The organism is Pseudomonas sp. FG1 (assembly GCF_034313875.1).
Lineage (GTDB): Bacteria > Pseudomonadota > Gammaproteobacteria > Pseudomonadales > Pseudomonadaceae > Aquipseudomonas > Aquipseudomonas veronii.
In genome coordinates this window covers 3422935-3448016 of record NZ_JAVIWP010000001.1, presented here as the reverse complement: position 1 = coordinate 3448016, position 25082 = coordinate 3422935, and the positions used below count along the sequence as shown (strand labels likewise).

The following is a 25082-nucleotide window of genomic DNA, read 5'->3' as shown; positions in this document are numbered from 1 at the left end:
CGAACCGGGTAAGCCCTACCGTATCGAATAGATGCAATTCCAAGGCACCGCGTCAACGGTGCAGTCGATGCTCGCTGGCGCACGCGACTGTTCACCTCAGGCCCCGTCGTCGCTTGATCAGGGCACATTGTCCAGCGAACTGCCGGCTTAGCCAGTGCCCAGCTCGTGGCCGAGGCACCGGGGCCATTCTCGCTGTACTGAGCCGTGCAGGAGGATTCGCCTATCAAGAGCATTACAGACCTCAAGAGCAAGACCGTCGGCGTCAACGCCTATGACTCGTATGGCCAGATCGCCATGGTGCTGAAGTATCACGGGCAGAATCCAGCCAAGGGCATCTAGCTGGTGGAAACCGGCCTCCCTGGCTCCGAAGCAGTGCTGCGTGCCGGCCAGAATATCGATGCCTAGAAAGCGCAGCGCACGCAGGAATTCTTTCGTCTGCCCGATGCCACATGGCTTACGACACGCTTCGATCCGGCATTGGAAAACAACAGCTGACCATCTGTTCGGACAGATCCACACACCTGCAGCACCATTGAGCGCCCTCCGCCGGCATAGCGGCGGATGCCAAATTTAGTAGAAATGTCTATGATTGTCCGTCGACTTTCACAAAGCAGTTCCTTTGATGTCCATTCCCAAGAAACGCCGTAACCGCTACAACCCTGCCAGCGAAGACTTTCACAAGGAAGAGTTTCCTTTTTACTGGCTGGCACGCGTGTACGGGCGCTACGCCATGGCCATGGAAAAGCTGCTCAAGCGGATCGACCTGGATATCCCGCGTTGGCGAGTGCTGAACATTCTCTTCGAGAACGACGACTCCAGCATTTCGGAGATATCCGAACACGCCGTGGCCAAGCTTTCGACCATCACCAAAATCGTCTACCGAATGAAGGATGATGGTCTGGTGGAAACCAGCCAGAGCACCCAGGACGGCCGCGTAACTCAAGTCAGCCTGACCGCGGCAGGTCGCCAGGCGTTTTTTGACATGCACGAACTCACCGACGAGTTATTCCAAAAAAGCTTCCAGGGTCTAACCGAAGCTCAACTGCGCAAACTTAACCAAGTCTTGGCGAACATCTTCGCCAACCTGCCGGAACACTGACCGGCTTCGAGAACTCGCCGCACCCTGCTCGCTACCGTCAACTCAAACAAAATACTAGATTCTTATTAGTCCTCCAGCGCCCCCGCTCGTTCAATAACCAGACCTGCGAAGTGCTGATGCGAGCTCAAGGTCTGGTTCAGCACCCTGCGGGCGAGTCCGGCGCGCAAAACTCGACTGAAGCCTCACGATCACCACCAGTACCCTTCTTACTTTTCGTCAGTTTTTTACTTCGGAACTCATGCCAGCGACCAGCAACCGCTTCAAACGTGTTGTTGGCGGCGTGAGAGGCTTTTTGGCGCTCGGCGCGACGATGTGAGCGGGGATCGATATTGTTGGCCACCAGCGCACGTGCAGCCTCTCTCCGCTGGCGAGCCTCCTTGAGACTGACGTCGGGATAGATGCCGAGGCAAATACGCAATTGCTTGTCATGCCAATAGAAACGGAAATGCCAGCGCTTCGAACCCGTCGTGGGCACTTGCAGAGATAAGCCATTCCCATCAGTTAACGTATAAGGCTTGCTGGCGGGCTTGGCTTTCTTGAGCGCTGTATCTGTCAGAGCCATCAGACACCTCCTTCTGCATCAAGGAGGGGAATACAACCCAGCGGTAGACGGACCAATACGAAAATTGATGCGCAAGGAATCGTAAAAGGCTGTGCCAGCGGCGTACTTAAATGTGTACTTAAAAACCGTGGCTGGAGATGGATTCCAGTGGAATTCAGAAAACGAAAAAAGCGGCACAAGGCCGCTATTTCCGTGGCTTCCAGGCGTTCAGTGGGCCTTAGTGGAAGCAAATATGGCGCAGCGGACGGGACTCGAACCCGCGACCCCCGGCGTGACAGGCCGGTATTCTAACCGACTGAACTACCGCTGCGCGTAACACTTGAAGCGAATGGTGGGTGATGACGGGATCGAACCGCCGACCCTCTGCTTGTAAGGCAGATGCTCTCCCAGCTGAGCTAATCACCCTTCACTTTCGGTGTGGGCCGCATCATATACGAAAAATCCGCAATGTGTTGATTTAAATGCAATTTATTTTAAATATTTTTCAATGAGCGGCGCGCCCCGGTAAAAACGGGCTTCTTCTGGGCCAAACGCGGCGCTATTGCGTTTACCCGATGGCCCGTTATCAGGTCACCCCGCACTGGGTTTTCCAAAGCCCAGACCGCAAAAAGCCCGCTCAATGAGCGGGCTTGCCGTGCCCCCCCCCTCCGTCAGAAGTCGAAGAACACTGTTTCTTCTTCGCCCTGTATGCGGATATCGAAACGGTAAGCCAACTTGCCATCAACCGTGCAACGCTTGGCGACCAGCGTCTCCCGACGTTGAGGCTGCTCGATCAGATTCAACACCGGATCGACCGCATTGGCCTGGGCTTCATCGTCGAAGTACACCCGGGTCTGCAAGTGAATATTGATGCCCCGCGCGAACAGCGAAACATTGACGTGCGGCGCCATCGGCACACCTGCAGCGTTCTTCACGGTGCCCGGCTTGACGGTATGGATCTGCCACTCGCCAGTATCCGTGGTCGCCGTGCGGCCAAAACCGTTGAAGGGCTTTTCCAGGTTGTAGTCGCTGTCGTAAACGCCTTCGTGGTCTGCCTGCCAACATTCCAGGAACGCATCGCGGATCAGGTGACCGTTGCCGTCATAGACATGGCCCAGCAACAGGATATGCTCCCCCGGCGCACCGGGCTTGGCCATTTCGTTCCAGATTTCCTGCTCGCGGGGCGGGTTGCCTGCCGCCTCCAGCGCCAGGCCGATATGCACGTAAGGACCGGCGGTTTGCGACGGGGTTTCAGGCAGAAGTTCAACGGGCATGGACGTACCTCCTCAACGGTTTTCGAAGTGGGTCTTGCGCTGACCGCGCAGAACGATATCAAAGCGATAAGCCAGGCAATCCATGGGATTGGCCATGCTCATATCAAGCCTTGCGATCAGGCTCTGCACCGCATCCGGATTGGCGATCGACTTGACGATCGGGCACATCGGGATGAGCGGGTCACCTTCGAAATACAGCTGGGTGATCAATCGCGTGGCAATCGACGGGCCACTGATGGAGAAGTGAATATGCGCCGGACGCCAGTCGTTGGGACCATTGCGCCACGGATACGGGCCGGGCTTGACCGTGCGGAAACTGTAGTTGCCGTCGCGGTCGGTCAAGGCACGGCCGACGCCGCCGAAGTTAGGGTCGATGGGGGCCAGATAGCTGTCTTTCTTGTGTCGATAGCGACCACCGGCATTGGCTTGCCACATCTCCACCAGGGTATGGGGAATCGGCTTGCCGTACTGGTCACAGACCCGACCGGCGACGATGATGCGCTCCCCGATGGGCAAGCCCCCGTGGTTGAAGTTCAGCAGCAGATCGTTATCGTGCTGCCCCATCTTCAGGTGGGAAAAGTCCGGGCCGCTGGTTTCCGAGCAGGATAGGGGAATGCTCACCAAGGCTTGACGCGGGGAACGCAGGATCGAGGTTTTGTAGTCAGGCGTCAGGGCTTTGGGGTGCCAATTACGATCACGAATGACGAAACGGCTGTTGTCCGCATCAGACATGTCGGTTTCCTTTTTGTTATGGATGAAAATCAGGGGTGAACGCTGGGTAACCGGCAATCACCGCCCCAGTCTCGCCTGATCAGGCGCCCTCCAACACTGAAAAAACCGACCCTATCCATATCCAGATGGTTATGGATAGCAGCCTTCGCGATATTCCTCGCCCACCTCGCGCAACACCTCCACGCACCATTGAGCCGCCATGGACATCGTCAGCGCGGGATTGCTGCACAGCCCCACAGAACCACCGGGTTCACGAATACCCAGCTCCAACTCAAACAGATCACCTCGATTCAGGTCCTGCCTGACCGCATCAAAAGGCGCGACCCAGATCGCCTGACTGCCCTGCACATAACGCCGACTCAAGATCAACGACAGGGTTTCCAGACGCTGGCGCGGTGGGCTGATGCCGTGCTGCACAAACAGGCTGTCGGCGTATTTGCGGATCGTCGTCCCCGCCAGCGGCAACACCAGCGGATAATTTTCGATATGTTCATGCGCCTGCGGGTCAGCCAATAGCGGATGGCCGTTACGCACCACCAGGGTCATGGATTCGCTGTACAGATGCTCGAACATCAGCCCCAGGATCTGCGGGCTATCGGTCATGCGTCCGACCACCAGGTCCAACTCCCCTACACGCAATTGCGACAACAGGTACGCGCTCGGCCCGGTCACCACGCTCACGACCAACGCGGGATGTCGGGCATGCAAACGACAGACGACCTCGGGCACCAGCAAACTTTCCACGGTGGACAGCACGCCGAGCCTGGCGGTGAAGGGTTCGTGCTCGCCGGCACGCAGGCTGTTCACCCCTTCTCGCAGCGCTTGTACGCTCGGCCCGGCATAACGCAAAAAAGCCACTCCGGCTTCAGTCAACGCCGCGCCACTTTTGCTGCGCACGAATAAAGTGGCGGTCAGCAGGGTTTCGAGTTCTTTGAGGGTCTTGGACAGCGCCGGCTGGCTGATCGCCAATTTTTCCGAGGCGCGCGCCAGACTGCCCTGGCGCGCCACTTCGAGAAAGCACACCAGATGGCGGAATTTGATGCGGGTATCGATATTCACCGTATGTTGCCGCCTTCGAGGTGTCCCCTGCCGCGCGTGAAAAAGCGCGAGAAGTAAGCTGGTTCGGAAGATTACCCGCGAAAGTGTACCGCCGATCGATCTCTCCACACAGCGAACGCAGGTTGGGCGGCGTCGCCAGGGCGCCGAATCCCGGGCACAAAAAAGCCCGCTCGATGAGCGGGCTTTCTGTGGTGACCTGGCGTTCAGCGTTCCAGGTTACCGAATATGGCGCAGCGGACGGGATCATAACTCATCCTCCAAGTGTTTGAAAGCTCAAGATTTCCAAAGTATAGCGTTTCGCTGATGGCCTTAATTGTGTACTCATTATTTGCTGCTGTGAAGTACGACTAATGTGGAAGTGGCTCAGATTCTCGGCAAATCTCACCGCTCTCAACAAAGCTGTTCATCTGTTCATTAGGATCAGTATCTATCCATCGTCGGACTCTCCAAATCATCCGACGACTTCCTAAGCAATTGATAAGCCTATTAAAGTACTCGACGAGATTGATGAGTGACGCCTAAGTTGTAAGGGGCTTGTTCATCCACCTCATATTCACGATAGGTGTTAACCCAAAGCTCGTCTTACTGGCTGATAGCCCAAAAGAGCCCTCCTCCCATCTGAAAATAACGGCAGTAACCGGTTAAAATGTAGTCAGTGCGTGAATTGATTCGATGATGCGTGGGGGTCGACGCTGTCCAGTACCGATGTCGGTGAGCCCGCACGGCGGGCGGGCTGATGCTCAATAAGCTGGAAGCTTGCGGCTTTGTCAGGCCCGTACGTAGCAATCCCGACAAGCGCTCGTATGGTTTGTTTCTCAGCCAGGCTGGCGAGCAGTCGCTTAAAAACACCCTGAAGTCGCCATGCATAGCGATATCAACCCCACCTCACTAGCGATGAGCGAGATTTGCTTTTGACACTGCTCAACAAGCTGTAGGTCGAGCAGGGGAAAGGTCGAACCGTTGATTGAAAAATAATGCCCCGAAAATTCGGGGCATTTTTCATTTATCACACGAGCGTGCCACAGTCGCATTTAGAATGGATAAGCGCGACGCTTGTGCTGCACCGAAATCCAGTGATCGCCGGTCAGCTCCGCGATGATCCAATCGCTGTTGAATCGCCCGATACCACTGTTTTTCTCGCCGCCAAACATGTTGTTCGGATCATCATTGACCGAGATGTCGTTGATGTGAGTCATGCCGGCTTCGATCTGTTGAGCGAAACGCAGGCCCCGACCTTCATCCTTGGTGAACACCGCAGACGACAAGCCGAACTCGGTCTGGTTGGCCAACTCCAGCGCATGTGCCTCGTCACGCGCAGTGATGATCGGCGCTACAGGACAAAATTGCTCAGCCTGGGCCAAGTCACTCATGTTATCGACATTGACGAACACATGAGGCGGCAGTACCTACCCGTGTGCAGCGCCACCGAGCAACAACTCGATGCTTTCGGCTTTCGCCGCCTCGATCCGGGCCACTGCGCCCTCCAACTGGCGACGGTTGATCAGCGGGCCAATGACTGTATCTGCAAGGTCAGGATCGCCGACTTTCAACTGGCGAACGCGCTCTACAAAAGCTTCGACGAAATCCTTTTGCAACGAGGCGTCGACGATAATTCGGTTACTGCTCATGCAGATTTGGCCTTGGTGCAGGAAGCGCCCCACAACGGCGGCGTGCACCGCCAGATCCAGGTCCGCATCGTCAAGCACCACGCAGGGAGCATTCCCACCCAACTCCAACCCGACTCGCTTGAGCGTCGGGCCAGTGACTGCCAACGCGCCAATGTGCCGCCCTACCCGAGTCGATCCCGTGAAAGAGATGAATTTTGGAATCGGGTGCAGGGTAAAGGCATCACCCAAATCAGCCACGTCGCCCACCACCACGTTCAAAACTCCCGGTGGAAAACCGGCCTCTTCGTAGATTTTCGCCAACAACAAACCGCCGGTCACCGGAGTATCGTCGGCAGGCTTTACGACGACGGCGTTGCCGAGTGCCAGCGACGGTGCGATAGAGCGATTGGAAAGGTATATCGGCCAGTTCCAGGGACTGATCACCCCGACCACACCCAAAGGTTTGCGATAGACGCGGCTTTCTTTATCGGGCGTGCCGATCGGCAGAATGCGGCCGACGACTCTTGAAGGCATAGCGGCAGCAGTGATCATGGTCGAACGTAACGCCGCCCACTCGATCTCGGCTTTGGTACGCGTGCTGCCTGACTCACGAATCAGCCAGTCGACAATTTCTTCGTGCCGTGCCTGGCGTCCAGTACGTTAACGGCGCGCATGAACAAGGCTGAGCGCTCATTAGGTAACGTCTGCGCCCATGCCTTCTGCGCGGTCGCTGCCGCTTGGTAGGCGTCGTCGAGGTCGCCAGCATCACCCAGCGAAAGCTCGGTCAGCAACGCGTTGTCATAAGGGTTGCGGTTCTCCAAGAACCTTGCGCGTACTTCCGGAGCGCCAGGCGCCCGCGATGTATTGGCCAGTAAAGTTTTGCCACGGTAATGGGCGGTCAGACATGGGTATTCTCCGGTTGATAAAAAATTGGTCAGCGCCAATTTTCGTCTTGCTTGCCAGCTTGGAAGTCGCGAGGCTTGTCACATGCTGGCACAGTGCACGGGTGTTTTGTTGGTCGGTATGTTGGTTAGCAAGACGCTGGGCAATCGCTGCGCATTTGAACGCAGCAATGAGCAGTGGAAATGCCGCGTTTTCAAGACTAATCAGCCGTGTCAGAGGATCCCTGACTATCATAAGTTCATGCCTGCATACGTTGGAGCTAGATGCCTCCTCAACCTGGCGACTGCCGCTAAGCTTAGCCACAATTGCTGATATAAAAATCGGCAATACGCCCTTGATCAGTTTTCAATCAGCGCCAACGCTATGAGCGACTGAGGTAGCAATAGCCCACGATCAGCACGCAGATGAACAGATTAAGATCAATTGACGGACGACATACTTGGCCATTGGCGCGCAGGGTTGGTAAGAGCGCAAGGCTATAGCAGCTTCCAGGTATAACTGAGAACGACGCGATACTCGTCAATATCAGTTCTGTAATTAGACCGCGCTACGGCATCGCGAAGCCTCATACCCAATCCCTTGACAGGCCCGCTCTGGAAAACATAAGACATATCGATATCGCGCTCGCTATCCTTACCCTCATAGCCGCGCCCTGTCTCAACATTGTTCCCCACAACGTATCTAGTCGAAAATAGAAGGCCCGGTACACCCGCCGCAGCGAAGTCATAGTCGTAACGCACCTGATAAGACACTTCGTTTTGTGATGAGAAGTCATAAGTAGGCAGTTCATTGGCCAAGGGCGCTATATTGGCGAACACCCGGGGGAACGCGGTGTTACCGTACATTCTTTGGTACCCTACGGTCACAGCATGCCCGGAACTTGCCACCCCAAGGGTGCCATACAAAGCCCGATTATCGACCGTCCCTATTAAATGATCACCATCTTCCACAGCATCATACTGTGCCAACGTACCGGTCACCGACCAACGCCCGACTAACTGCTTATGCTTAATGCCAACATAACTCTGTCGGTAAATGTCCTCCAGTTGGGCGTACCAACCACTGACAGTGGTACGTGACTCATTAAAACTATAGTCACCGCCCATATAATTGAAGGCATCACTGGACGCTGTGCGTTGCGGAATATAGCCCAACATCGCGATCAACTTTTCGTCACCGGCTTCATTTCGTAGACTAGTCGATTTGATTCGCCCGCCTTGAAGGGTCAGCCCAGTAAGTTCGCTGCTCGAAAAGGAGGCCCCCTGATAGGAAGGTGGAAGCAAACGAATATCGCTGAAGGGCAAGACGGGAATGTCTGGTTGAAGTTCACCCAGCCTCAGTTCGGTTTTAGAAAACCTGGCTTTTAAGGTTGGCCCTACGCGACTGTAATCGTCGGCAGGTGCCCCGCTATCCTTAATAGGCAGCAAGCCCGTCCCTACTCGTCCTGGGCCACTATCGAGCTTGAGGCCCAGAGTGGCAATCGCATCTATACCAAATCCGACCGTGCCTGGGGTATAACCTGATTTGAAATTAAGAATGAAGCCTTGAGCCCACTCTTCTGCCTTGGGTTTCTCGGCCCCGCGAATATCTAAATAGTTACGTTGAAAGTAGTAGTTTCTGGCCTGAAGTGTAGCGGTGGAATCTTTGAAAAAATCGGATTCCTCCGCCCATGCCAAGCCTGGCGTACAAAAACACAGTAACGCCGGCCACACGAGTGGGCCGCAATTTTTGTTGTACATGATTTCACCCTTTTTATTTTTATAGAATGATTATTGCGTACAGCAGAAAGCGACGATCAACCCGGCAACGTGAGCACGTTGAATAATTGACCGTCACTGGGAGTTCTAAATTATCGCGTCATATAACCAGGTGAGACCGGCATATGCTTGTTCAGGGGTGCGTGCGGCGAGCATACCGTTACGCAGTTCGGCTGCCACTCCTTCGGCATGGTAGAACTCCCCATGAACACGTGCCATCACCTGGCAACGGCCAGTGCGAAGGTATCGGCGAGCCTGATATGCCTTAAAAGCTGACTCAAAATCACCCTGAGACTTTTCGATTTCCTGTGCGAGTACGACGCCATCTTCCATCGCCATACACGCCCCTTGTGCAAGGTATTGCAACATGGGGTGCGCTGCATCGCCCAGAAGTGTGGTACGTCCCTGACTCCAGTTTTTCACGGGTTCACGATCGCACAATACCCACATCCGCCAGCTTTCAATTTTGGACAGGAGCGTTTGTACGGTGTCACACGTGCCGGCAAACCGACGGCGTAATTCTTCAGGGTCGCCCTCGGTGTTCCAGCCCTCTACATAGCGGTCACTGTGGAAGACTGCAACCAGGTTGAATAGTTTTCCACCTCGAAGCGGGTACTGGACCAGGTGGGACTTTGGCCCCCCCCAAAGAATCATCGAGTTGCGTCGAAACTCAAGCGGCACGTCCTCAATGGGCAACACCGCGCGGTACGCAATGTGCCCGGAGACCACAGGCGCACCGTCACCGACAATTTTCTCTCTGACTTTCGACCACAGTCCATCTGCTCCAATCAGTGCGCAACCCCGAATGGTTTCACCTTGGTCGGTGGTCACGCACACGGACAAGCCATCATCTTCGTAGCCCACCACTTTTGTGGCGATCCTGAATTCGACATCAGCGGACTCGCGACACGCGGCCAGAAGAACCGAATGCAGGTCCGCACGATGCACCAAGGCGTAGGGATACTTGAAGCGTTCCCGAAACGCTGCGCCTGTCGGGATGGTGGTAACCATCTCAGCGCTGACACTGTCCATGAAAATCAAATCATCGGGTAACACGGTCAGTTCGCGTACCTGAGCAGCAACGCCGAGCGTCTCCAACACGCGAAAACCGTTAGGGCCCACCTGGATCCCCGCACCGACTTCGCGAAACTCTTCGGCCTGTTCGATCAAGAGCGTTTTGAAGCCCTTATGTGAGAGTGCCAGCGCTGCGGCCAGACCGCCAATGCCCCCCCCAATGATTACAATCGGATCTTGTAGGCTCATGACGACACGACCTCGACAACAATTTCACCAATCCCTTCAATTCGTGCTTTGATCTGATCACCGTGAACAATGGGACCCACACCTTCGGGCGTTCCGGTGTACAACAAATCACCCGGCTCAAGTGTGTAATAGGTCGAGGCGAATTCGATCAGCTCTGCCACGTTCATGATCAAATCCCGAGTATTGGCGTGCTGGCGTTTCTCACCATTAACCTCCAGCAGCAACTCCAAGCCCTGTGGGTCGCTGAGCTCATCAGCCGTGACAAGCCATGGCCCCAACACCGAGTAAGTGTCCAATGATTTGCGCAAGCTTCGCTCTTCAGGCCCGCGGATCGTGATGTCCAGGCCAATGCTGTATCCGGCAACATAGGCCAGTGCATCTTTCGCCTTAACATCCTTAGCACGCTTGCCAATAACAGCGACTAGCTCGATTTCGTGATCGGTGCGGCGCTCGGGAAGATTAATCACAATCGGTTTACTGACACCGATCAGCGAGCTGGTAGCTTTCAGGAAGAGGCCCGTCTCCTGGATTTTGCGGACATTGGCACGTGTAAACGTCTCCGTGTCTGCAATGGCTTCATCAAGGTGAGCCTGATAGTTGACCGGCGCAGCCACAATTTTGCCTGGGTTACCGACGGGGCTAAGCAGCTCGACATCGCTTAACTTGAAGACCGCTGCGCTTCCCTTGGCCAGCGAGATTTCGGGGCGTAACTCGGCCAGGTTAGCGATCAGCAGGTCATGGCGCGGAAACGGATAACGGGCAGGCGACAAAATACGCAGTGCTTGGGAAACGTCATAGACAATATCGCCCTCAATCAGGCCCAAACGGTTATCGTTAAACAGACAAATTTTCATTTTTTTTCTCCTGGTGTAGTAGTTGCGCTCGGATTGATTTCGCTGCGCCAAAATCCGAGGTGTTCTTGCAGCGGTCGATCGGAAAAGCTGAACAGTACGCATTGCTCGTCTGCCTCAAAACAGCGCCATGCCCAACCCGGAACGACAAATACGTCGTCCTTGCAGGCTGTCCACGTTTGGTCACCGACCTGAACGCGCAGGCTGCCTTCAACCACGCAGCAAACAGCTCCGTCGGTTTCACGAAAGCTCGTGCCCTTGAACCCTGCAGGGAACATCTGCATAAAGGCACCCATCGAGCGAATTGGGGACAGCCCATTCGTTGGGTTGGTAAACATCAGCTTGAACCCATTGCACGCATCCCCATCGTCAACGAGCGCCAACTGTTGCAGCGCGTCACGGGTACGCGGATAGGGGTAGTGGAACAGCGGACTGACAGGCCCGCCGTGGGTGTCGCCTACCGGTCTGAGGCCGGCAGCAAAACGGGCATTCGAGTGGCCGGTAGGACGGGTAATCGCCTGACGCAGATTCGGATCATCTGCGGAGAATCCGGCGTTGAGCATTTGCACGACAGGCACATCCAGGCCATCCAGCCACATCACGGGATCGTCGCCTTGCGCGCCATGGTCATGAAATACTCCGGTAGGCGTGATCACGAAATCGCCTGGGCTCATGAGCACCTTTTCGCCATGCACCGTTGTGAATCCACCCTGGCCGCTTAGTATCAGCCTAAGCGCAGACGCGGTGTGACGATGACTGGGAGCGATCTCCCCGGGCAGAATCATTTGAATACCTGCGTACAGGGACGAGGTTATCTGCGACTTGCCACGAAACTTGGGATTTTCGAGGACAAGCACACGGCGCTCCGCATCTTCGGCGGAGATGACTTCACAGGCCATTTTCATATTTTGGCGAATCGTTTCGGCTCGCCAGATGATGGGGTCTGCGGTCTGCTTGGGCTCGCGAGGGGTTAGTCCGCGCAATACTTCCCAAAGGGGCGTCATATTGTCTTGGGCAATGTGATCTCTAAACGTACTGTTACTCACAATTATCTCCTTACTATCTACCGAGCTTGGTTCAACCGTGCATCGCTACGGGCTTGAGTTGCGGTTCGTGCGATGTGGCGACGGACGAGGGTCAGCGCGACAAACAGAATCAACATCATGGCTGCTATAAAACCGAAGAACCGAGTGCCTGTGCTGGCAAGAATCCAGGGGCCGATGAAAGCGCTCAGCACCGCGCCCAGCCGTCCGAAAGCTGCGGGCAAACCGACGCCACTTGCACGCATTGAGGTAGGGAATATCTGCGCCGCCAGCACGAACAGGATTGCTTGTGTGCCCGGTACGCAGAGGCCGAGCAGCAGCAGGCTAACGGTGATGATAGGGAGCGAATTCGCTGCAGGTTGCAACGGCGTTACCATCAGCGCAGCGCAGCAGGCCAACGCCCCCGCCGCCATGCAGAGCATGGTTTTGCGCGAACCGAAGCGACTGAACAGCCAGCCGCCGCCCACCCCTCCAATCAGGCCACCGAGGCTGAACAACGCCATACTTGCGCTGGACATACTGACGCTGTAACCGGCCTCGACGAACAGGGAGGGGGACCAGGTAAACATGAGGTAGCTAGACAGAATCACGGTAAAGAAAGCGACCGCCAGCACCCGTGTGTCGCCGGCATATTCGCTGGCCAGTAACGTTCGCACCGAAGCCTTCTTGACTGCAGCCGCTTCGCCGCTGTCCTCCAACGTGGTGGTCAATGACACCGCATGCCCCAGGCGGCGAATGATGTTCAGGCACGCTGCCGGCTTGATGCCGCGCGCCACCAGAAATCTCAGCGACTCTGGGACGCCAATGATCAGCGTCAGCGCGACGATCAACGGCGCACACCCCGCAATCACAAAAAAACTGCGCCAGCCAAGGGCAGGAAGAATTTGCGCCCCTAACAGGCCAACGACGATGCCGCCAAAAGGTAACGCGCTCATCCCGATGGCGAGGGCAAGGCTGCGCCGGCGCAAAGGTGTGTACTCAGCCAGCATTGCCGTGACGTTAGGCATGGCTGCTCCCATGCCCAACGATGCAATCACTCGGCAAACGCCCAGAAATACGATGTCATCGGCGAGCGCGCCCAATAACGTCATCAGGCCAAACGTTACGCTGGACGCGATGAGGGTCCATTTTCTGCCGATGCGGTCGCCCAACAGCCCCCCGAGGGCCGTCCCCAGTGCCATGGCAACGAAACTGAATCCGAGCACCGGTGCAAAGGCTGCGCGGCTGATACCCCATTCGGCTGAAATGGAGGACAGCGACAGGCTAAGCACCTGCGCGTCCACGCCATCGAACACCATGACGAGGGCGACCAAGAAGAGAATTCGCTTTTGATAGGACGACCACTCTCCGTGATCGAGAATAGGGGCGATGTCGAGGACGGGGGACGATGGCTGCGCTAGCTGGCTCATGATGGAACCCTCACACCTTAAGGTGTTTTGTATTATTTGTTGTAATGCGATAATTATGTTTTTTTCTAAAAGTGTCAACATTTTTATCTTATTACGCTATTTTTGTTTTTACTCCCCTCGTGGTCGAGCTTGGCGGTAACATGACGGGCTCCGTCAAGCACACTTTCCTAAGGGGGCAGGGTTGATAAAGCAGCAGGTAACCGGCGCGTCAGCCATGCAAGTCTCAGGCGCAGAAGATCCCAAAGGCAGCTCCCAGGATCGCTTGATGCGCCTGCTCGAATTGTTCAGTGGAGACAGCAAATCTGATTGGTCTGTGGACGAAGCGGCGATCGAGTTAGGGCTATCGGCGAGCCATACGTACCGTTACTTTCGAACCCTGTCGGGTGCCGGATACATCAGCGCCTTTACCCCTGGGCGCTACGTGCTGGGCCCAGCAATCATCGCGCTGGATAGAAAAATGCGGTTGGGTGATCCGATGATCCAGGCTGCCAGGTTGGTCATGGGTGACATGCTGAATGCGGCCCCCACTGGCAGCATCGCGATTTTATGCCGGTACTTCCAAGAGCACGTCATGTGCGTGCATGAGGAGTTCACCACGCGCTTCAAGCAAGACATCAGCTATGAGCGCGGCCTCCCAAGGCCCCTTTACCAAGGCGCAGCCTCAAAGGTCATCCTGGCGCATCTGCCATTGCGCCAGGTCAAACCCTACTACGAAGGCGTAACGGGCGAATTCGAACGCTTTGGCCTTGGGGCCAATTGGGCGCAAGTCAAGCAGACACTGAGATCGCTGAGAAACGAGTCCGTGGTGATCACTTCAGGCGAATTGGGCAATAGCGCTGCGGGTATTTCGGCCGCCGTTTTTGACGATAAACGGGTGATCGGCAGCATCAGTATCGTGATACCCGTTGTCGATGCCTCCCCGGAAGTCAGAGCACTGCTCGCGCCTATTGTGGCGAAGGCCGGGGCCGAGATGACGCAGAAAATGACGGTATTGGCGTCTTCTGGATCATGAAATACACAACGCCGTCAGCTCTCTGGAAACAGCCAAGGCTCGGTGGCGCGTCGCTTGCTTTCGTATAAGCGCACGTCATCGGCTTGAGCGAGCGTCAGGCTGATTTCATCGAGCCCCAACATCACGCAATTTTTGCGGAATGCATCGATCTCGAAACGGTAGATCACGCCCTCAGGCTGGGAAACGGTTTGGTCCGCTAGATTGATCTCAAGTTGCAACGCAGCATCCCGGGCCGCGAGCGAGAACAGGTGATCCATTTCATCCTTGGTCAACACGATGGGCAGCACGCCGTTCTTAAGGCAGTTGCCATAAAAAATATCTGCGAAACTGGTGCTGAGCAGCGCTTTGAACCCGAAATCACGCAAGGCCCACGGTGCGTGCTCACGGCTCGAACCACAACCGAAATTATCTCGGCACAGCAGGATTTTCGCTGATTTGAACCGGGGCTGATTGAGCACGAACTGCTCGTTGAGCGGTCGTACCGAGCAGTCGTCCCCTGGTTGGCCTTGGTCTAGATAACGCCAGTTATCGAACAGGTAATCGCCATAGCCATATTTGCTGATCAATTTCATGAATTGCTTCGGCAAGATGGCGTCCGTGTCCACATTGATTCGATCAAGCGGCGCCGCTACTGCACAAAACTGCTTGAATGGTTTCACGGCCTTTCAACTCCTTATCTGGGCAGCGGTTATATCAACGAAATGTCCTGCCAGGGCCGCCGCTGCTGCAGTGACCGGGCTCACGAGGTGAGTTCTGCCACCCTGCCCCTGACGCCCCTCGAAATTGCGATTGGACGTAGATGCACAACGCTCCCCAGGGAGCAGCCGGTCCTCGTTCATTCCCAAGCACATCGAACAACCGGGCTCGCGCCATTCAAACCCAGCGTCGATGAATATCCTGTCCAAGCCCTCGGCTTCAGCCATGGCTTTGACCTGTCCTGATCCCGGCACCACCAATGCTTGTTTGATACGCGTGGATACTTTTTGACCAATTACAACCTGGGCAGCTGCCCGCAGGTCCTCGAGGCGTGCATTGGTGCAGGAGCCTATGAAAATCTTATCGAGCTCGATTGAAACGATGGCTGTGCCCGCTGTAATCCCCATATAGTCGAGCGCGCTGACCAAGGCCTGACGTTTAGCGAGGTCTACTTCGTCCGCGGGGTCGGGCACCTTTTCTTGAACATCGCACACCATTTGCGGAGAGGTTCCCCATGAAACTTGAGGGGCAACTTTTGCTGCATCCAGGTTCACCACCTGTTGGAAAATTGCCCCAGGGTCGCTGTGAAGCGTGCGCCAAAACGTAGCGGCGGCCTCCCAGCCTGCGTCTCGCGGCGCATGAGGTCGGCCGTGCAGGTAGGCCAGCGTGGTCTCGTCTACACCGATCAGCCCGACGCGAGCTCCGGCTTCGATTGCCATATTGCAAAGCGTCATCCGCGCTTCCATGGACATGCTACTGACCGTGCTGCCCGTGAACTCGATTGCATGACCGGTGGCCCCCGCAGTACCGATTTTGCGAATCAAGCTCAGGGCCAAGTCTTTTGCGGTCACGAACGGTTGCAATTCGCCGTCGATCTGAACCTTCATCGCCGCCATGGGTGAAACACGCAGGCACTGGGTGGCGAGAACGTGCTCGATCTCGGAAGTACCGATGCCAAATGCCAAGGCCGCGAAAGCACCATGGGTACTGGTATGAGAGTCGCCACAGACGATGGTCATACCCGGAAGACTGGCGCCAGATTCAGGCGCGATGACATGCAAAATGCCCTGCCTTTGATCACCCATTTTAAAGTGGCGCAGGTTCAGGTCATCGCAGTTACGCTCAAGCGTCTGAACCTGAATTTTCGCTACCGGGTCCTGAATGCCCAGAGCCAAGTCCCTAGTCGGCACATTGTGGTCCGAGGTGGCTATGATCGTGCCGCTTCGCCAAGGGTTCAGCCCCGCTGCCGATAAACCTTCAAAAGCCTGGGGGCTGGTGACTTCATTGATCAACTGCAGATCAATGTAAAGCATCGCCGAACCGTCCGGATCATGACGTACGACGTGCGTTTCCCAGAGTTTTTGCAGCAGCGTTTTGGGCACTGGAGGCTCCTCTTGTCAGATCGATCATTACGGACCTGCCTGGCCGGATTGCAGGCAGGCTTGCCCGGACAATATAGAGCATTTTTATCGTAATGCGCCATTTTTGCTTTTTACAGAGTGGCAAAGTACTATGTGTTGTCCAACTTTACTGTTCAGATTTGTCACATCGGAACAGCGAAAGCGCCAGCGTAAACGATTCCTGATCTCGGCTTTTGATAGCGATGTCTGATAGGCAGTGCGCTATCCCCCCTCAATACTCATCCGTTCAAGAGCGATCCGCAGTGGGTAAACATGACAACTAAAAGCTTTGACGTGCTGATTGTAGGAAGTGGTGCAGCTGGATGCGTGGTGGCCAGTTATCTGGCCGAGAACAGTCGGGCCAGCATTGCCGTGATCGAAGCCGGCGGCAAGGATTCCGACCCGCTGATCCATATTCCTGCCGGCTTCGGCACCATCCTGGCCAAGGATAAACACGTGTGGACCCATTCCACCGTCGCCCAGCATGGTACTGAGCGACGCTTTCGCTCCGGCAAGGTGTTGGGGGGAGGCACGTCGGTAAATGCCATGGCATATGTGCGTGGCCAAAAACGCGACTTCGATGCGTGGGACGAAGCTACCGCAGGCGACGGGGACTGGAACCACGCCAGCATGTGGCGTGCCTTCATCGAGCAAGAAAAAAACGACACGTTCCATAACGAACATCATGGCACCCAAGGCAATCTGGCCGTGCAGTTGCCCAAAGGGATCAACGAACTGAACCAGTATTGCCTGAAGGCATTTCAGGAATACGGCCTGCCCTACAATCCGGATTACAACGGCGCCAGCCAGATCGGTGTGTCACCGGTGCAATCGAACATCGAGAACAGTCGCCGTTGCAGTGCCGTAGTCGCGCACCTGCGCCGTCATCTGGAGAGTGGCCGCGTCACCTTGCTGGCGAACACAACGGTCACCCGAGTGCTGATCGATAGCCACCGCGCGGTAGGGGTCGAAATACTCCAGGGCGGGACTACGCAGCAAATCCAGGGCAAGCAGGTCATACTCAGCGCCGGGGCGGTACACAGCCCGAAGATTCTCATGCATTCCGGCATAGGCCCCAAGACCCAGTTGCAGGAATTCGGCATTGAGGTGATGGTCGATTCCCCCGGCGTGGGCGAAAACCTACATGACCACCCTATCGTACCGCTCAGCGCCTATGTGAAAGGGAACTTGGGCTATCAAAGCGTTGCCCAGGGCCTTGGGACGCTGAAGGCAGGGATCCGCTACATCCTGACCAAAGACGGCCCGGCCGCAGGCAGCGGTATCGAGACGGTCAGCTATTGGGATCCCCTGAACTTACAGGGCGACCCTACCGTTCAGTGCTATCACGTACCAATCATTTCCAAAGACGGCTTGAGCCCTACCGGTACGCGCCCCGGCGTGACCTTCGAGTTAGTGGTGCTTCAGCCTAAAAGCCGCGGCTGGGTACGTTTGGCTGACGCTGACCCTACCTCTATGCCGCTGATCAACCCAAATTTCATCGGCCACGAATACGATTTGAAAGTGGCCGTTGAGTCGGTGAAAGCCATGCGCCATGTCCTGACTCAGGAATCGCTAGCGCCGGTGATCGACGAAGAGGTCTCACCGGGTCCCAGCGTGCAATCCGATGAGCAGATTGGCGAATGGGTCAAACGCGTCGCCACCACCATGTGGCACCCGGTCGGCACCTGTCGCATGGGCAAGGACGAAGGTGCCGTCGTTGATGGTCGCCTGCGTGTGAAAGGCGTGGAGCATCTGCGTGTCATCGATGCCTCGATCATGCCCAACATTACTAGCGGCAACACCAACGCGCCCACTCAGGCGCTGGCCCTGCACGCTGCCAAAATGCTCTGTGAAGATTACTTTCGCTGATCTGCGTGACGCTCATAAACATCCACTGAATTCGATAAGGTGACAACCCATGAACTATCCAAGCTCCGAGTCCATCGATGCAGTATTCGAGTCGCAGCGTGCCTATTTCGCCTCCCGCCAAACCCACCCCATCGAGTTTCGCAAACACAGCCTGGAGCGCCTGAAACAGGCAGTGCTCAATCACAAAGAGGCGCTGTACGTCGCACTGGACGAAGATTTAGGAAAACCCAAGGCCGATGTGGACCTCGCGGAGATCGGCGCAGTCCTCCACGAAATCGATTTCGCCCTCGCCCACCTTGACGAGTGGGCGACACCAGAAACGGTACCCACCGCAGACCTGATTGCGCCGTCCCAGTGCTATGTCACGCAAGAGCCCTTTGGCGTTACTTACATCATCGGGCCGTTTAACTACCCCGTAAACCTGACGCTGACGCCGCTGATAGGCGCAATCATTGGCGGCAACACTTGCATCCTTAAGCCCTCCGAAACCACCCCCAACACTTCACTGGTCCTCGAGAAAATCATTCAGGAAGCGTTCTCTCCCAACTACATAGCTGTGGTTCAGGGTGGACGCGATGAGAATACTCACCTGCTGAGCTTGCCGTTCGATTTCATCTTTTTCACGGGCAGCCCTAACGTCGGCAAGATAGTGATGCAGGCAGCCGCCGCGCACCTCACACCAGTGATCCTGGAACTAGGCGGCAAGTGCCCTTTGATTGCCCTGGCCGATGCCGATGTTGATCTGGTGGTGTCGCAGCTGATGTTTGGCAAGTTCATCAACAGCGGCCAGACCTGCATCGCACCGGATTACTTGTACGTCCACAGCAGCATCAAGGATGAACTGCTAACTCGCCTGACGCAGCGCATTCAGCAGGACCTGCCCGACATAGGTTCCACGGGAAAAGTCGTCACGAGCCAACAAGTATCGCGTCTTCAAAACTTGTTGAGCAAGAGCGCGGGCAAGGTGCTGGTCGGCGGCGATGCAGACCCAGAACGGCGCGTATTCAGCGCCACCGTGGTCGACCAAGTGCAATGGAACGATGCGCTGATGGCCGAAGAGCTGTTTGGGCCCATTTTGCCGGTGCTGACTTTTGATTCGGTGGATAATGCAGTCGATCTCATCAATCAACATCACTCCAAACCACTGGCCGTGTATGTGTTCACAGGCCACACAGCCAATGCCAACCCCGTCATCGACCACATTCAAGCCGGCGATGCTCAGGTCAACGGCGTGCTGGTGCACGCGTTTTCGCCATACCTGCCGTTCGGTGGGGTGGGCGGTTCAGGGATGGGCGAATACCACGGCCGATACAGCTACCTGGCATTTACCCACAAAAAGTCTGTACGGATAGTTGAGTCTGGCAAGCCGGTATAAATAAAACACCAACTCCGCGAACCTGAGGCAGGTCAACGGCAGGTATTCTTTGCAATCCTGCCTTGATCGCGCGACCACATAAACCGTGACGAGCTCAACATAAACAACTGCATGCACCTCAGTACCAACACTCCATAAGAATTCGTACTCACAACCCGGAGACAGCAATAACACCAAAGGCTAGCATTCTATTAACCCTTAATAAGACACCCCTATTAGCCTTCGGGAGATACATCATGTGGAACAATAGCAGCCCCTTTTTACAAGGTATTCGCCAACCCCTCTCCAACGAAATCATCGCCAATGAACTTCGCATAGAAGGTACTGTGCCGCCTGAACTTGAGGGCGTGCTTTTTCGAACCGGATCCAACCAGCGTTGGGAGCCTGCTCGCCCTGACCGATACCACTGGTTCGACGGAGATGGCATGGTTCATGGGTTTTATATCAGCAACGGCGCTGTCAACTACCGCAATAAATGGGTGCGCACCGAGGGTTTCAAGGAAGAAGAAGCAGCCGGTAGATCGCTCTACAACGGTATTTACGGGTCTTACGAAGTAGCTCAACCACAGCTTGAAAAGGGGCCGGCTGCCGTCAAGCAAGTAGCCAACGTCAATGTCGTGGAAATCGACGGACGCGTATTGGCTCTGCAAGAGGCGGGTAGACACTATTATGAACTTGACCGAAACACCCTGGAAACCATTGGTACCTTTGATTTCCACGGCGCAATTGATGCACTGGTTACCGCGCATATCCATACCGACGCCGCAAAAAATGAACTACTATTGTATACGGTCGAACCCGAAACCCGCCGATTCGTCTGTGCACTGGCTGACAAACAAGGGAACATCCTGAAACAGCACGTCGTTACACTTGACGCCCCCGCCTATATTCACGACTTCATGTTCACTGAAAATCATTTTGTCTTCTTCTTTGGGCCCATCAACTGGCGTCCAGAATCACCCGACCGAGTTCCTGCAGGCAAATCTGCGTGGACGTTTGACCCAAAGCAGAGCAATCGAACCCTGGTGGTCCATCGGCAGACCGGTGCAACTCAATGGTTCACCGATGAAGCTTACCAAACCACACACTTCGTCAACGCCTACGAGGAAGATGGCAAAATAATCGTCGACGGCTGCGTCAGTGACCTCCAGTTTGTCGATGATATAAAAGTCGAGAATTTCTTTCCGTTTCCTTTTCCTGACGCTGGACGCTCGCCGTTCACACCTCCCGCGCTGTACCGCTGGACCCTGGATCTCGATGCCGGTCAGATGACACGAGCACGGGTCGGAAATTTCTCCGTCGAATTTCCTAGGATCAATGAAAAACTCCTGGGTGCAAAACACCAATACGGCTACTTTGCCGGTGTACACCAGCCCAAAAGTGACAGCCACGATTTCAATTGCCTGATAAAGCACGATTTTATTTCAGGCAAAACCGAGTACCAAACACTGGAAGGTGACAGGGACGTGTCCCCTGCCGAGCCGATATTCGTGGCCAAACCCGATGCGGTGAGTGAAGACGATGGTTGGTTGCTGGTCGTCTGGTGGGATCCCCAGACAAACAAAAGCGAACTGGTGATCCACGACGCGAGCGACTTCACGGGCGCACCATTGGCACGGGTAAAGCTGGATCATCATATACCGCTGGGTTTTCATGGGAACTGGATCCCATAACCCACCGGTAGAGGTCTAGCCGAGCGTTCTGGCAACAGCAACGCACAACTGACTGCCCTGCAAATAACGTATCGCTGCAGGGCAGTCTTTGTATGAAGGAACGCCCCTTTCAAGGGGCATTCATGCCATACGATCAGTCCACTAAAACCCTGACCTTAAAACGGATAAGCGCGACGTTTGTGTTGCACCGAGATCCAGTGATCGCTGGTCAGCTCCGCGATGATCCAATCGCTGTTGAATCGCCCGATACCACTGTTTTTCTCGCCGCCAAACATGTTGTTCGGATCATCATTGACCGAGATGTCGTTGATGTGAGTCATGCCGGCTCCAGCGCATGTGCCTCGTCACGCGCAGTGATGATCGGCGCTACAGGACAAAATTGCTCAGCCTGGGCCAAGTCACTCATGTTATCGACATTGACGAACACATGAGGCGGCAGTACCTACCCGTGTGCAGCGCCACCGAGCAACAACTCGATGCTTTCGGCTTTCGCCGCCTCGATCCGGGCCACTGCGCCCTCCAACTGGCGACGGTTGATCAGCGGGCCAATGACTGTATCTGCAAGGTCAGGATCGCCGACTTTCAACTGGCGAACGCGCTCGACAAACGCTTCGACGAAATCCTCTTGCAACGAGGCGTCGACGATAATCCGGTTACTGCTCATGCAGATTTGACCTTGGTGCAGGAAGCGCCCCACAACGGCGGCGTGCACCGCCAGATCGAGGTCCGCGTCATCAAGCACCACACACGGAGCATTCCCACCCAACTCCAACCCGACTCGCTTGAGCGTCGGGCCTGTGACTGCCAACGCGCCCAATGTGCCGCCCGACCCGAGTCGATCCCGTGAAGAAGATGAATTTTGGAATCCGGTGCAGGGTAAAGGCATCACCCAAATCAGCCACGTCTCCCACGACCACGTTCAAAACTCCCGGCGGAAAACCGGCCTCTTCGTAAATTTTCGCCAACAACAAACCACCGGTCACCGGCGTATCGTCGGCAGGCTTCACGACGACGGCGTTACCGAGTGCCAGCGCCGGTGCGATAGACCGATTGGAAAGGTGCATCGGCCAGTTCCAGGGACTGATAACCCCGACCACACCCAATGGTTTACGGTAAACGCGGCTTTCTTTGTCGGGGGTGTCGATTGGCAGAATGCGGCCGACGACTCTCGAAGGCATGGCCGCGGCCGTGATCATGGTCGAACGTACCGCTGACCACTCGATTTCGGCTTTGGTACGCGTGCTGCCTGACTCACGAATCAATCAGTCGACAATTTCTTCGTGCCTGGCTTCCAGTACGCTAACGGCGCGCATCAACAAGGCTGAGCGCTCATTAGGTAACGTCTGCGCCCATGCTTTCTGCGCGGTTGCTGCCGCCTGGTAGGCGTCGTCGAGGTCGCTAACATCACCCAGCGAAAGCTCGGTCAGCAGGGCGTTGTCATAAGGGTTGCGGTTCTCCAGGACCTTGCGCGTACTTCCGGAACGCCAGGCCCCGGCGATGTATTGGCCAGTAAAGTTTTGCCACGGTGTTGGGCGGTCAGACATGGGTGTTCTCCGGTTGATTCAAAGTAGGTCAGCGCCAGTATTCTTCTTGCTTGCCAGCCTGGAAGTCGCGAGGTTTTCCAATTGCTGGTGCAGTGCAAGGGTGTGATGTTCATCAGTTCGGTGGTGAGCGAAAAGCTGAGCAATCGCTGCGCATTCGAACGCAGCAATGAGCCGTGGAGAGGCCTTTTTTCGAGGCTGATCAGACTTGTCAGAAGACCCCTGACTTGATCATAAATTCGTGCCTGAGCAGGTGGGGCAGGTGGGGCAGGTGTATCCGAGATCTTCAGTGCGAGCCGCGCAATGCGCTTGCACAGGCGCTTGCGCTGGGAGCCTGGCGACGAAGGAACCAACCATCGGTAGGTCAGAACGGCAGTGAACACCCCGCCCAGAATTGCCAACATCTGCAACAGGGTATGTTCAAGGGAGGTGTCTACCTGCAATCCAGGTTGAGCGATTAACAAAAAGGTCATGTTCAGGTCGATGGCCAGTTTTGCTGTACCGGGCCGAGCCATAGCAACGCTCCGATCATCAAAAACGGTGCGATAACCAAGGCCAGCTCCCACACCGTTCCCACTTCAGGTAACAGCCAAAAACGGCAGGTCACGCCAAGAACGGCTCCAGCGGTCGAGCCAACAAGTACGTCTTTTAACGCCGCACTGGCGTGGCTATGGCTGGAGAACAGCGAGGCGAACAACACGGCCGTCATGACCATCATTGGACCGTCTGACCAACCCAGGCCCCACCACATTGCGGTGGCGATGGACATCGCAATCAAGGGTCTGGAGCCCGCGAGGCATGTTGCGTGCCAGTCGCGCTGTTGAGTTGATTGCAACGCTTCCCTGCCTGGCGTTTCACAAGCATTCAACGCTGCAAAGACGCGTTGTAATTTTTCAACGAACAGCGTGCCTGCGGCAAGGTTTTCAGTGTTTTTGTGGACCTCATTGATCACCGCGAGCACCATTGCAGCTGCCGATTCAGGATGAGTTGCTACCAACAGGTCAGAGGGAAATCGGAGTTTTTCGCCAACATCGAAATGGCTACTTACGAGCAAATCGACAAGCGCGCCCAACGTGTCGCGAGTGCGAAAGACCCGTAAACGCATTGTTCGAGAACCTGCAGCAATTTCATCCAGGCACAGATCAAGCGCCGCTAGTTCCTGCAACAGCGCACTAAAACTTTTGGCATCGTGTGCAGTGCCTGCCTGCAACCTTTTGAGGCTGTAGTGAACGCTGGCGACAATCAGCGCATCGAGTCGGTTGTACACGGATTCCAGGGACGCGGACTTGCCTGTAAACGTCCATGAAAAACAAGCTGAAGCCAACACGCCGATGACGGTGCAATAGATTCTGCCAAGGGCTAGGTCCACATCGAGCACGGGGTCTTGAATACCAAACAGCGCGACGATCGCTGCGGTGTAGCCTGCCAGCACAAAACCGTAATTTCGAAAATGTCGAAACAGGTTTCCATACCCGGCGCACGCTGCGATCCAGGCTGCCAGTACGAGCATTAGCCAGTGCTGCTGATCAAAGAACACCGTCAGCAAAAGTCCGCCTGCCATGGCTCCCACCACCGTACCGATCAGCCGCGCGCCGATGCGTTCGATCAAGAGGCCTCGCGTAGGTTGCGCCACCAGCCAGACTGTCATCGCAGCCCACCAAGGATGGTGCAGGTCCAGCATTTGAGCGATGACCAGCGCCAAGAGAGCTGCCGTGGTTGTGTGCAGACTGAAAATCAGTGCTGACCGAGAAGGCCACTGAAGCTCGGGCTGCATGCCAAAACGGCCTATCAAGCGACCGAATGATTGAGTGATCCACTTATTCATTTGATGAACTGACATCCGCAGCCTGATAAGGGAAACGCAGCCGCACGCGGCTCTCATTGCCATGGTGCATGCCGACGAGAAACCAAAATATCATATTTCCTACTATTTGGGATTTTGGTTTATTTTATCTTTACAGGATTTTTTCTTCGTAAT

Annotated in this window: 16 protein-coding genes, 2 tRNA genes and 4 pseudogenes; 6 read left to right on the top strand and 16 right to left on the bottom strand. The window is 55.5% G+C overall.

Annotated elements, in window-relative coordinates:
• Positions 1-204: 204 nt before the first annotated feature.
• Both RGV59_RS16065 and RGV59_RS16060 read left to right on the top strand, forming a co-directional pair.
• Positions 205-339, top strand: a complete 135-nt coding sequence (locus RGV59_RS16065) for a hypothetical protein (RefSeq protein WP_260473901.1) — start codon at positions 205-207, stop codon at positions 337-339.
• Positions 340-622: 283 nt separating this feature from the next.
• Positions 623-1099, top strand: a complete 477-nt coding sequence (locus RGV59_RS16060) for a MarR family winged helix-turn-helix transcriptional regulator (protein WP_017846849.1) — start codon at positions 623-625, stop codon at positions 1097-1099.
• Positions 1100-1409: 310 nt separating this feature from the next.
• Here RGV59_RS16060 and RGV59_RS31730 read toward each other — a convergent pair.
• The 12 genes and pseudogenes from RGV59_RS31730 to RGV59_RS16000 all read right to left on the bottom strand — a co-directional run.
• Positions 1410-1661: pseudogene (locus RGV59_RS31730) on the bottom strand (Arm DNA-binding domain-containing protein); the annotation flags it as partial.
• A gap of 233 nt (positions 1662-1894) precedes the next feature.
• Positions 1895-1971, bottom strand: a tRNA-Asp gene (locus RGV59_RS16050).
• Positions 1972-1990: 19 nt separating this feature from the next.
• Positions 1991-2066: transfer RNA gene (locus RGV59_RS16045), tRNA-Val, on the bottom strand.
• Between the two features lie 245 nt (positions 2067-2311).
• Positions 2312-2914: a protocatechuate 3,4-dioxygenase subunit alpha gene (gene pcaG / locus RGV59_RS16040; RefSeq protein ID WP_057005844.1), complete on the bottom strand. Its 603-nt coding sequence runs from the start codon at positions 2912-2914 to the stop codon at positions 2312-2314.
• Positions 2915-2926: 12 nt separating this feature from the next.
• Positions 2927-3646 carry a protocatechuate 3,4-dioxygenase subunit beta gene (gene pcaH / locus RGV59_RS16035; RefSeq protein ID WP_126587401.1) on the bottom strand — a complete coding sequence of 240 codons (720 nt, stop codon included), beginning with the start codon at positions 3644-3646 and terminating at the stop codon, positions 2927-2929.
• Between the two features lie 129 nt (positions 3647-3775).
• Entirely contained in the window at positions 3776-4705 is a 930-nt protein-coding gene (gene pcaQ / locus RGV59_RS16030; RefSeq protein ID WP_017846845.1) for a pca operon transcription factor PcaQ, read from the bottom strand.
• A gap of 1031 nt (positions 4706-5736) precedes the next feature.
• A pseudogene (locus tag RGV59_RS16025) lies at positions 5737-7218 on the bottom strand (aldehyde dehydrogenase family protein).
• A gap of 473 nt (positions 7219-7691) precedes the next feature.
• The gene (locus RGV59_RS16020; RefSeq protein WP_126587339.1) at positions 7692-8954 is read right to left on the bottom strand and encodes an OprD family porin; all 1263 of its coding nucleotides are present in this window, start codon (positions 8952-8954) and stop codon (positions 7692-7694) included.
• Between the two features lie 105 nt (positions 8955-9059).
• Positions 9060-10235, bottom strand: a complete 1176-nt coding sequence (locus RGV59_RS16015) for a 3-hydroxybenzoate 6-monooxygenase (protein WP_126587340.1) — start codon at positions 10233-10235, stop codon at positions 9060-9062.
• Positions 10232-11089 carry a fumarylacetoacetate hydrolase family protein gene (locus RGV59_RS16010; protein WP_020300858.1) on the bottom strand — a complete coding sequence of 286 codons (858 nt, stop codon included), beginning with the start codon at positions 11087-11089 and terminating at the stop codon, positions 10232-10234. Before RGV59_RS16010 ends, RGV59_RS16015 begins: the two co-directional genes overlap by 4 nt.
• Complete coding sequence (locus tag RGV59_RS16005) at positions 11086-12132, bottom strand: cupin domain-containing protein (RefSeq protein WP_126587341.1); 1047 nt, start codon at positions 12130-12132, stop codon at positions 11086-11088. The genes RGV59_RS16010 and RGV59_RS16005 overlap by 4 nt, the downstream gene beginning before the upstream one ends.
• Positions 12133-12149: 17 nt before the next feature.
• Complete coding sequence (locus RGV59_RS16000; protein WP_185833618.1) at positions 12150-13538, bottom strand: MFS transporter; 1389 nt, start codon at positions 13536-13538, stop codon at positions 12150-12152.
• A gap of 265 nt (positions 13539-13803) precedes the next feature.
• Here RGV59_RS16000 and RGV59_RS15995 point away from each other — a divergent pair, with 265 nt between their 5' ends.
• Positions 13804-14550 (top strand): IclR family transcriptional regulator, encoded by a 747-nt coding sequence (locus tag RGV59_RS15995; protein ID WP_213551638.1) that lies wholly within the window; start codon positions 13804-13806, stop codon positions 14548-14550.
• A gap of 14 nt (positions 14551-14564) precedes the next feature.
• Here the strand turns inward: RGV59_RS15995 and leuD are convergent, their stop codons facing one another.
• Both leuD and leuC read right to left on the bottom strand, forming a co-directional pair.
• Complete coding sequence (gene leuD, locus RGV59_RS15990; protein WP_126587344.1) at positions 14565-15209, bottom strand: 3-isopropylmalate dehydratase small subunit; 645 nt, start codon at positions 15207-15209, stop codon at positions 14565-14567.
• Positions 15210-15215: 6 nt separating this feature from the next.
• Entirely contained in the window at positions 15216-16628 is a 1413-nt protein-coding gene (gene leuC / locus RGV59_RS15985) for a 3-isopropylmalate dehydratase large subunit (protein WP_126587345.1), read from the bottom strand.
• A 291-nt stretch (positions 16629-16919) separates the two neighbouring features.
• Here leuC and RGV59_RS15980 point away from each other — a divergent pair, with 291 nt between their 5' ends.
• The 3 genes from RGV59_RS15980 (at position 16920) to RGV59_RS15970 (ending at position 21563) form a co-directional block, all read left to right on the top strand.
• On the top strand, positions 16920-18515 hold the full coding sequence (locus tag RGV59_RS15980) for a GMC family oxidoreductase (RefSeq protein ID WP_126587346.1): 1596 nt from the start codon (positions 16920-16922) through the stop codon (positions 18513-18515).
• A 49-nt stretch (positions 18516-18564) separates the two neighbouring features.
• The gene (gene mdlD / locus RGV59_RS15975; RefSeq protein ID WP_126587347.1) at positions 18565-19890 is read left to right on the top strand and encodes an NAD(P)-dependent benzaldehyde dehydrogenase MdlD; all 1326 of its coding nucleotides are present in this window, start codon (positions 18565-18567) and stop codon (positions 19888-19890) included.
• Between the two features lie 236 nt (positions 19891-20126).
• Positions 20127-21563, top strand: a complete 1437-nt coding sequence (locus RGV59_RS15970; RefSeq protein ID WP_106118106.1) for a carotenoid oxygenase family protein — start codon at positions 20127-20129, stop codon at positions 21561-21563.
• A gap of 155 nt (positions 21564-21718) precedes the next feature.
• On the opposite strand, the pseudogene RGV59_RS15965 reads toward RGV59_RS15970, so the two are convergent.
• Positions 21719-23062, bottom strand: a pseudogene (locus RGV59_RS15965) (aldehyde dehydrogenase family protein).
• Positions 22987-24878 (bottom strand): annotated as a pseudogene (locus RGV59_RS15960) (FUSC family protein). Before RGV59_RS15960 ends, RGV59_RS15965 begins: the two co-directional pseudogenes overlap by 76 nt.
• Positions 24879-25082: the final 204 nt, after the last annotated feature.

Excerpts from the sequence above, each read along its gene's own strand:
- RGV59_RS16060 (WP_017846849.1), top strand. The coding sequence starts at position 623 with ATGTCCATTCCCAAGAAACGCCGTAACCGCTACAACCCTGCCAGCGAA.
- pcaG (WP_057005844.1), bottom strand. The coding sequence starts at position 2,914 with ATGCCCGTTGAACTTCTGCCTGAAACCCCGTCGCAAACCGCCGGTCCT.
- pcaH (WP_126587401.1), bottom strand. The coding sequence starts at position 3,646 with ATGTCTGATGCGGACAACAGCCGTTTCGTCATTCGTGATCGTAATTGG.
- RGV59_RS16020 (WP_126587339.1), bottom strand. The coding sequence starts at position 8,954 with ATGTACAACAAAAATTGCGGCCCACTCGTGTGGCCGGCGTTACTGTGT.
- RGV59_RS16015 (WP_126587340.1), bottom strand. The coding sequence starts at position 10,235 with ATGAGCCTACAAGATCCGATTGTAATCATTGGGGGGGGCATTGGCGGT.
- RGV59_RS16010 (WP_020300858.1), bottom strand. The coding sequence starts at position 11,089 with ATGAAAATTTGTCTGTTTAACGATAACCGTTTGGGCCTGATTGAGGGC.
- RGV59_RS16000 (WP_185833618.1), bottom strand. The coding sequence starts at position 13,538 with ATGAGCCAGCTAGCGCAGCCATCGTCCCCCGTCCTCGACATCGCCCCT.
- RGV59_RS15995 (WP_213551638.1), top strand. The coding sequence starts at position 13,804 with ATGCGCCTGCTCGAATTGTTCAGTGGAGACAGCAAATCTGATTGGTCT.
- RGV59_RS15980 (WP_126587346.1), top strand. The coding sequence starts at position 16,920 with ATGACAACTAAAAGCTTTGACGTGCTGATTGTAGGAAGTGGTGCAGCT.
- mdlD (WP_126587347.1), top strand. The coding sequence starts at position 18,565 with ATGAACTATCCAAGCTCCGAGTCCATCGATGCAGTATTCGAGTCGCAG.
- RGV59_RS15970 (WP_106118106.1), top strand. The coding sequence starts at position 20,127 with ATGTGGAACAATAGCAGCCCCTTTTTACAAGGTATTCGCCAACCCCTC.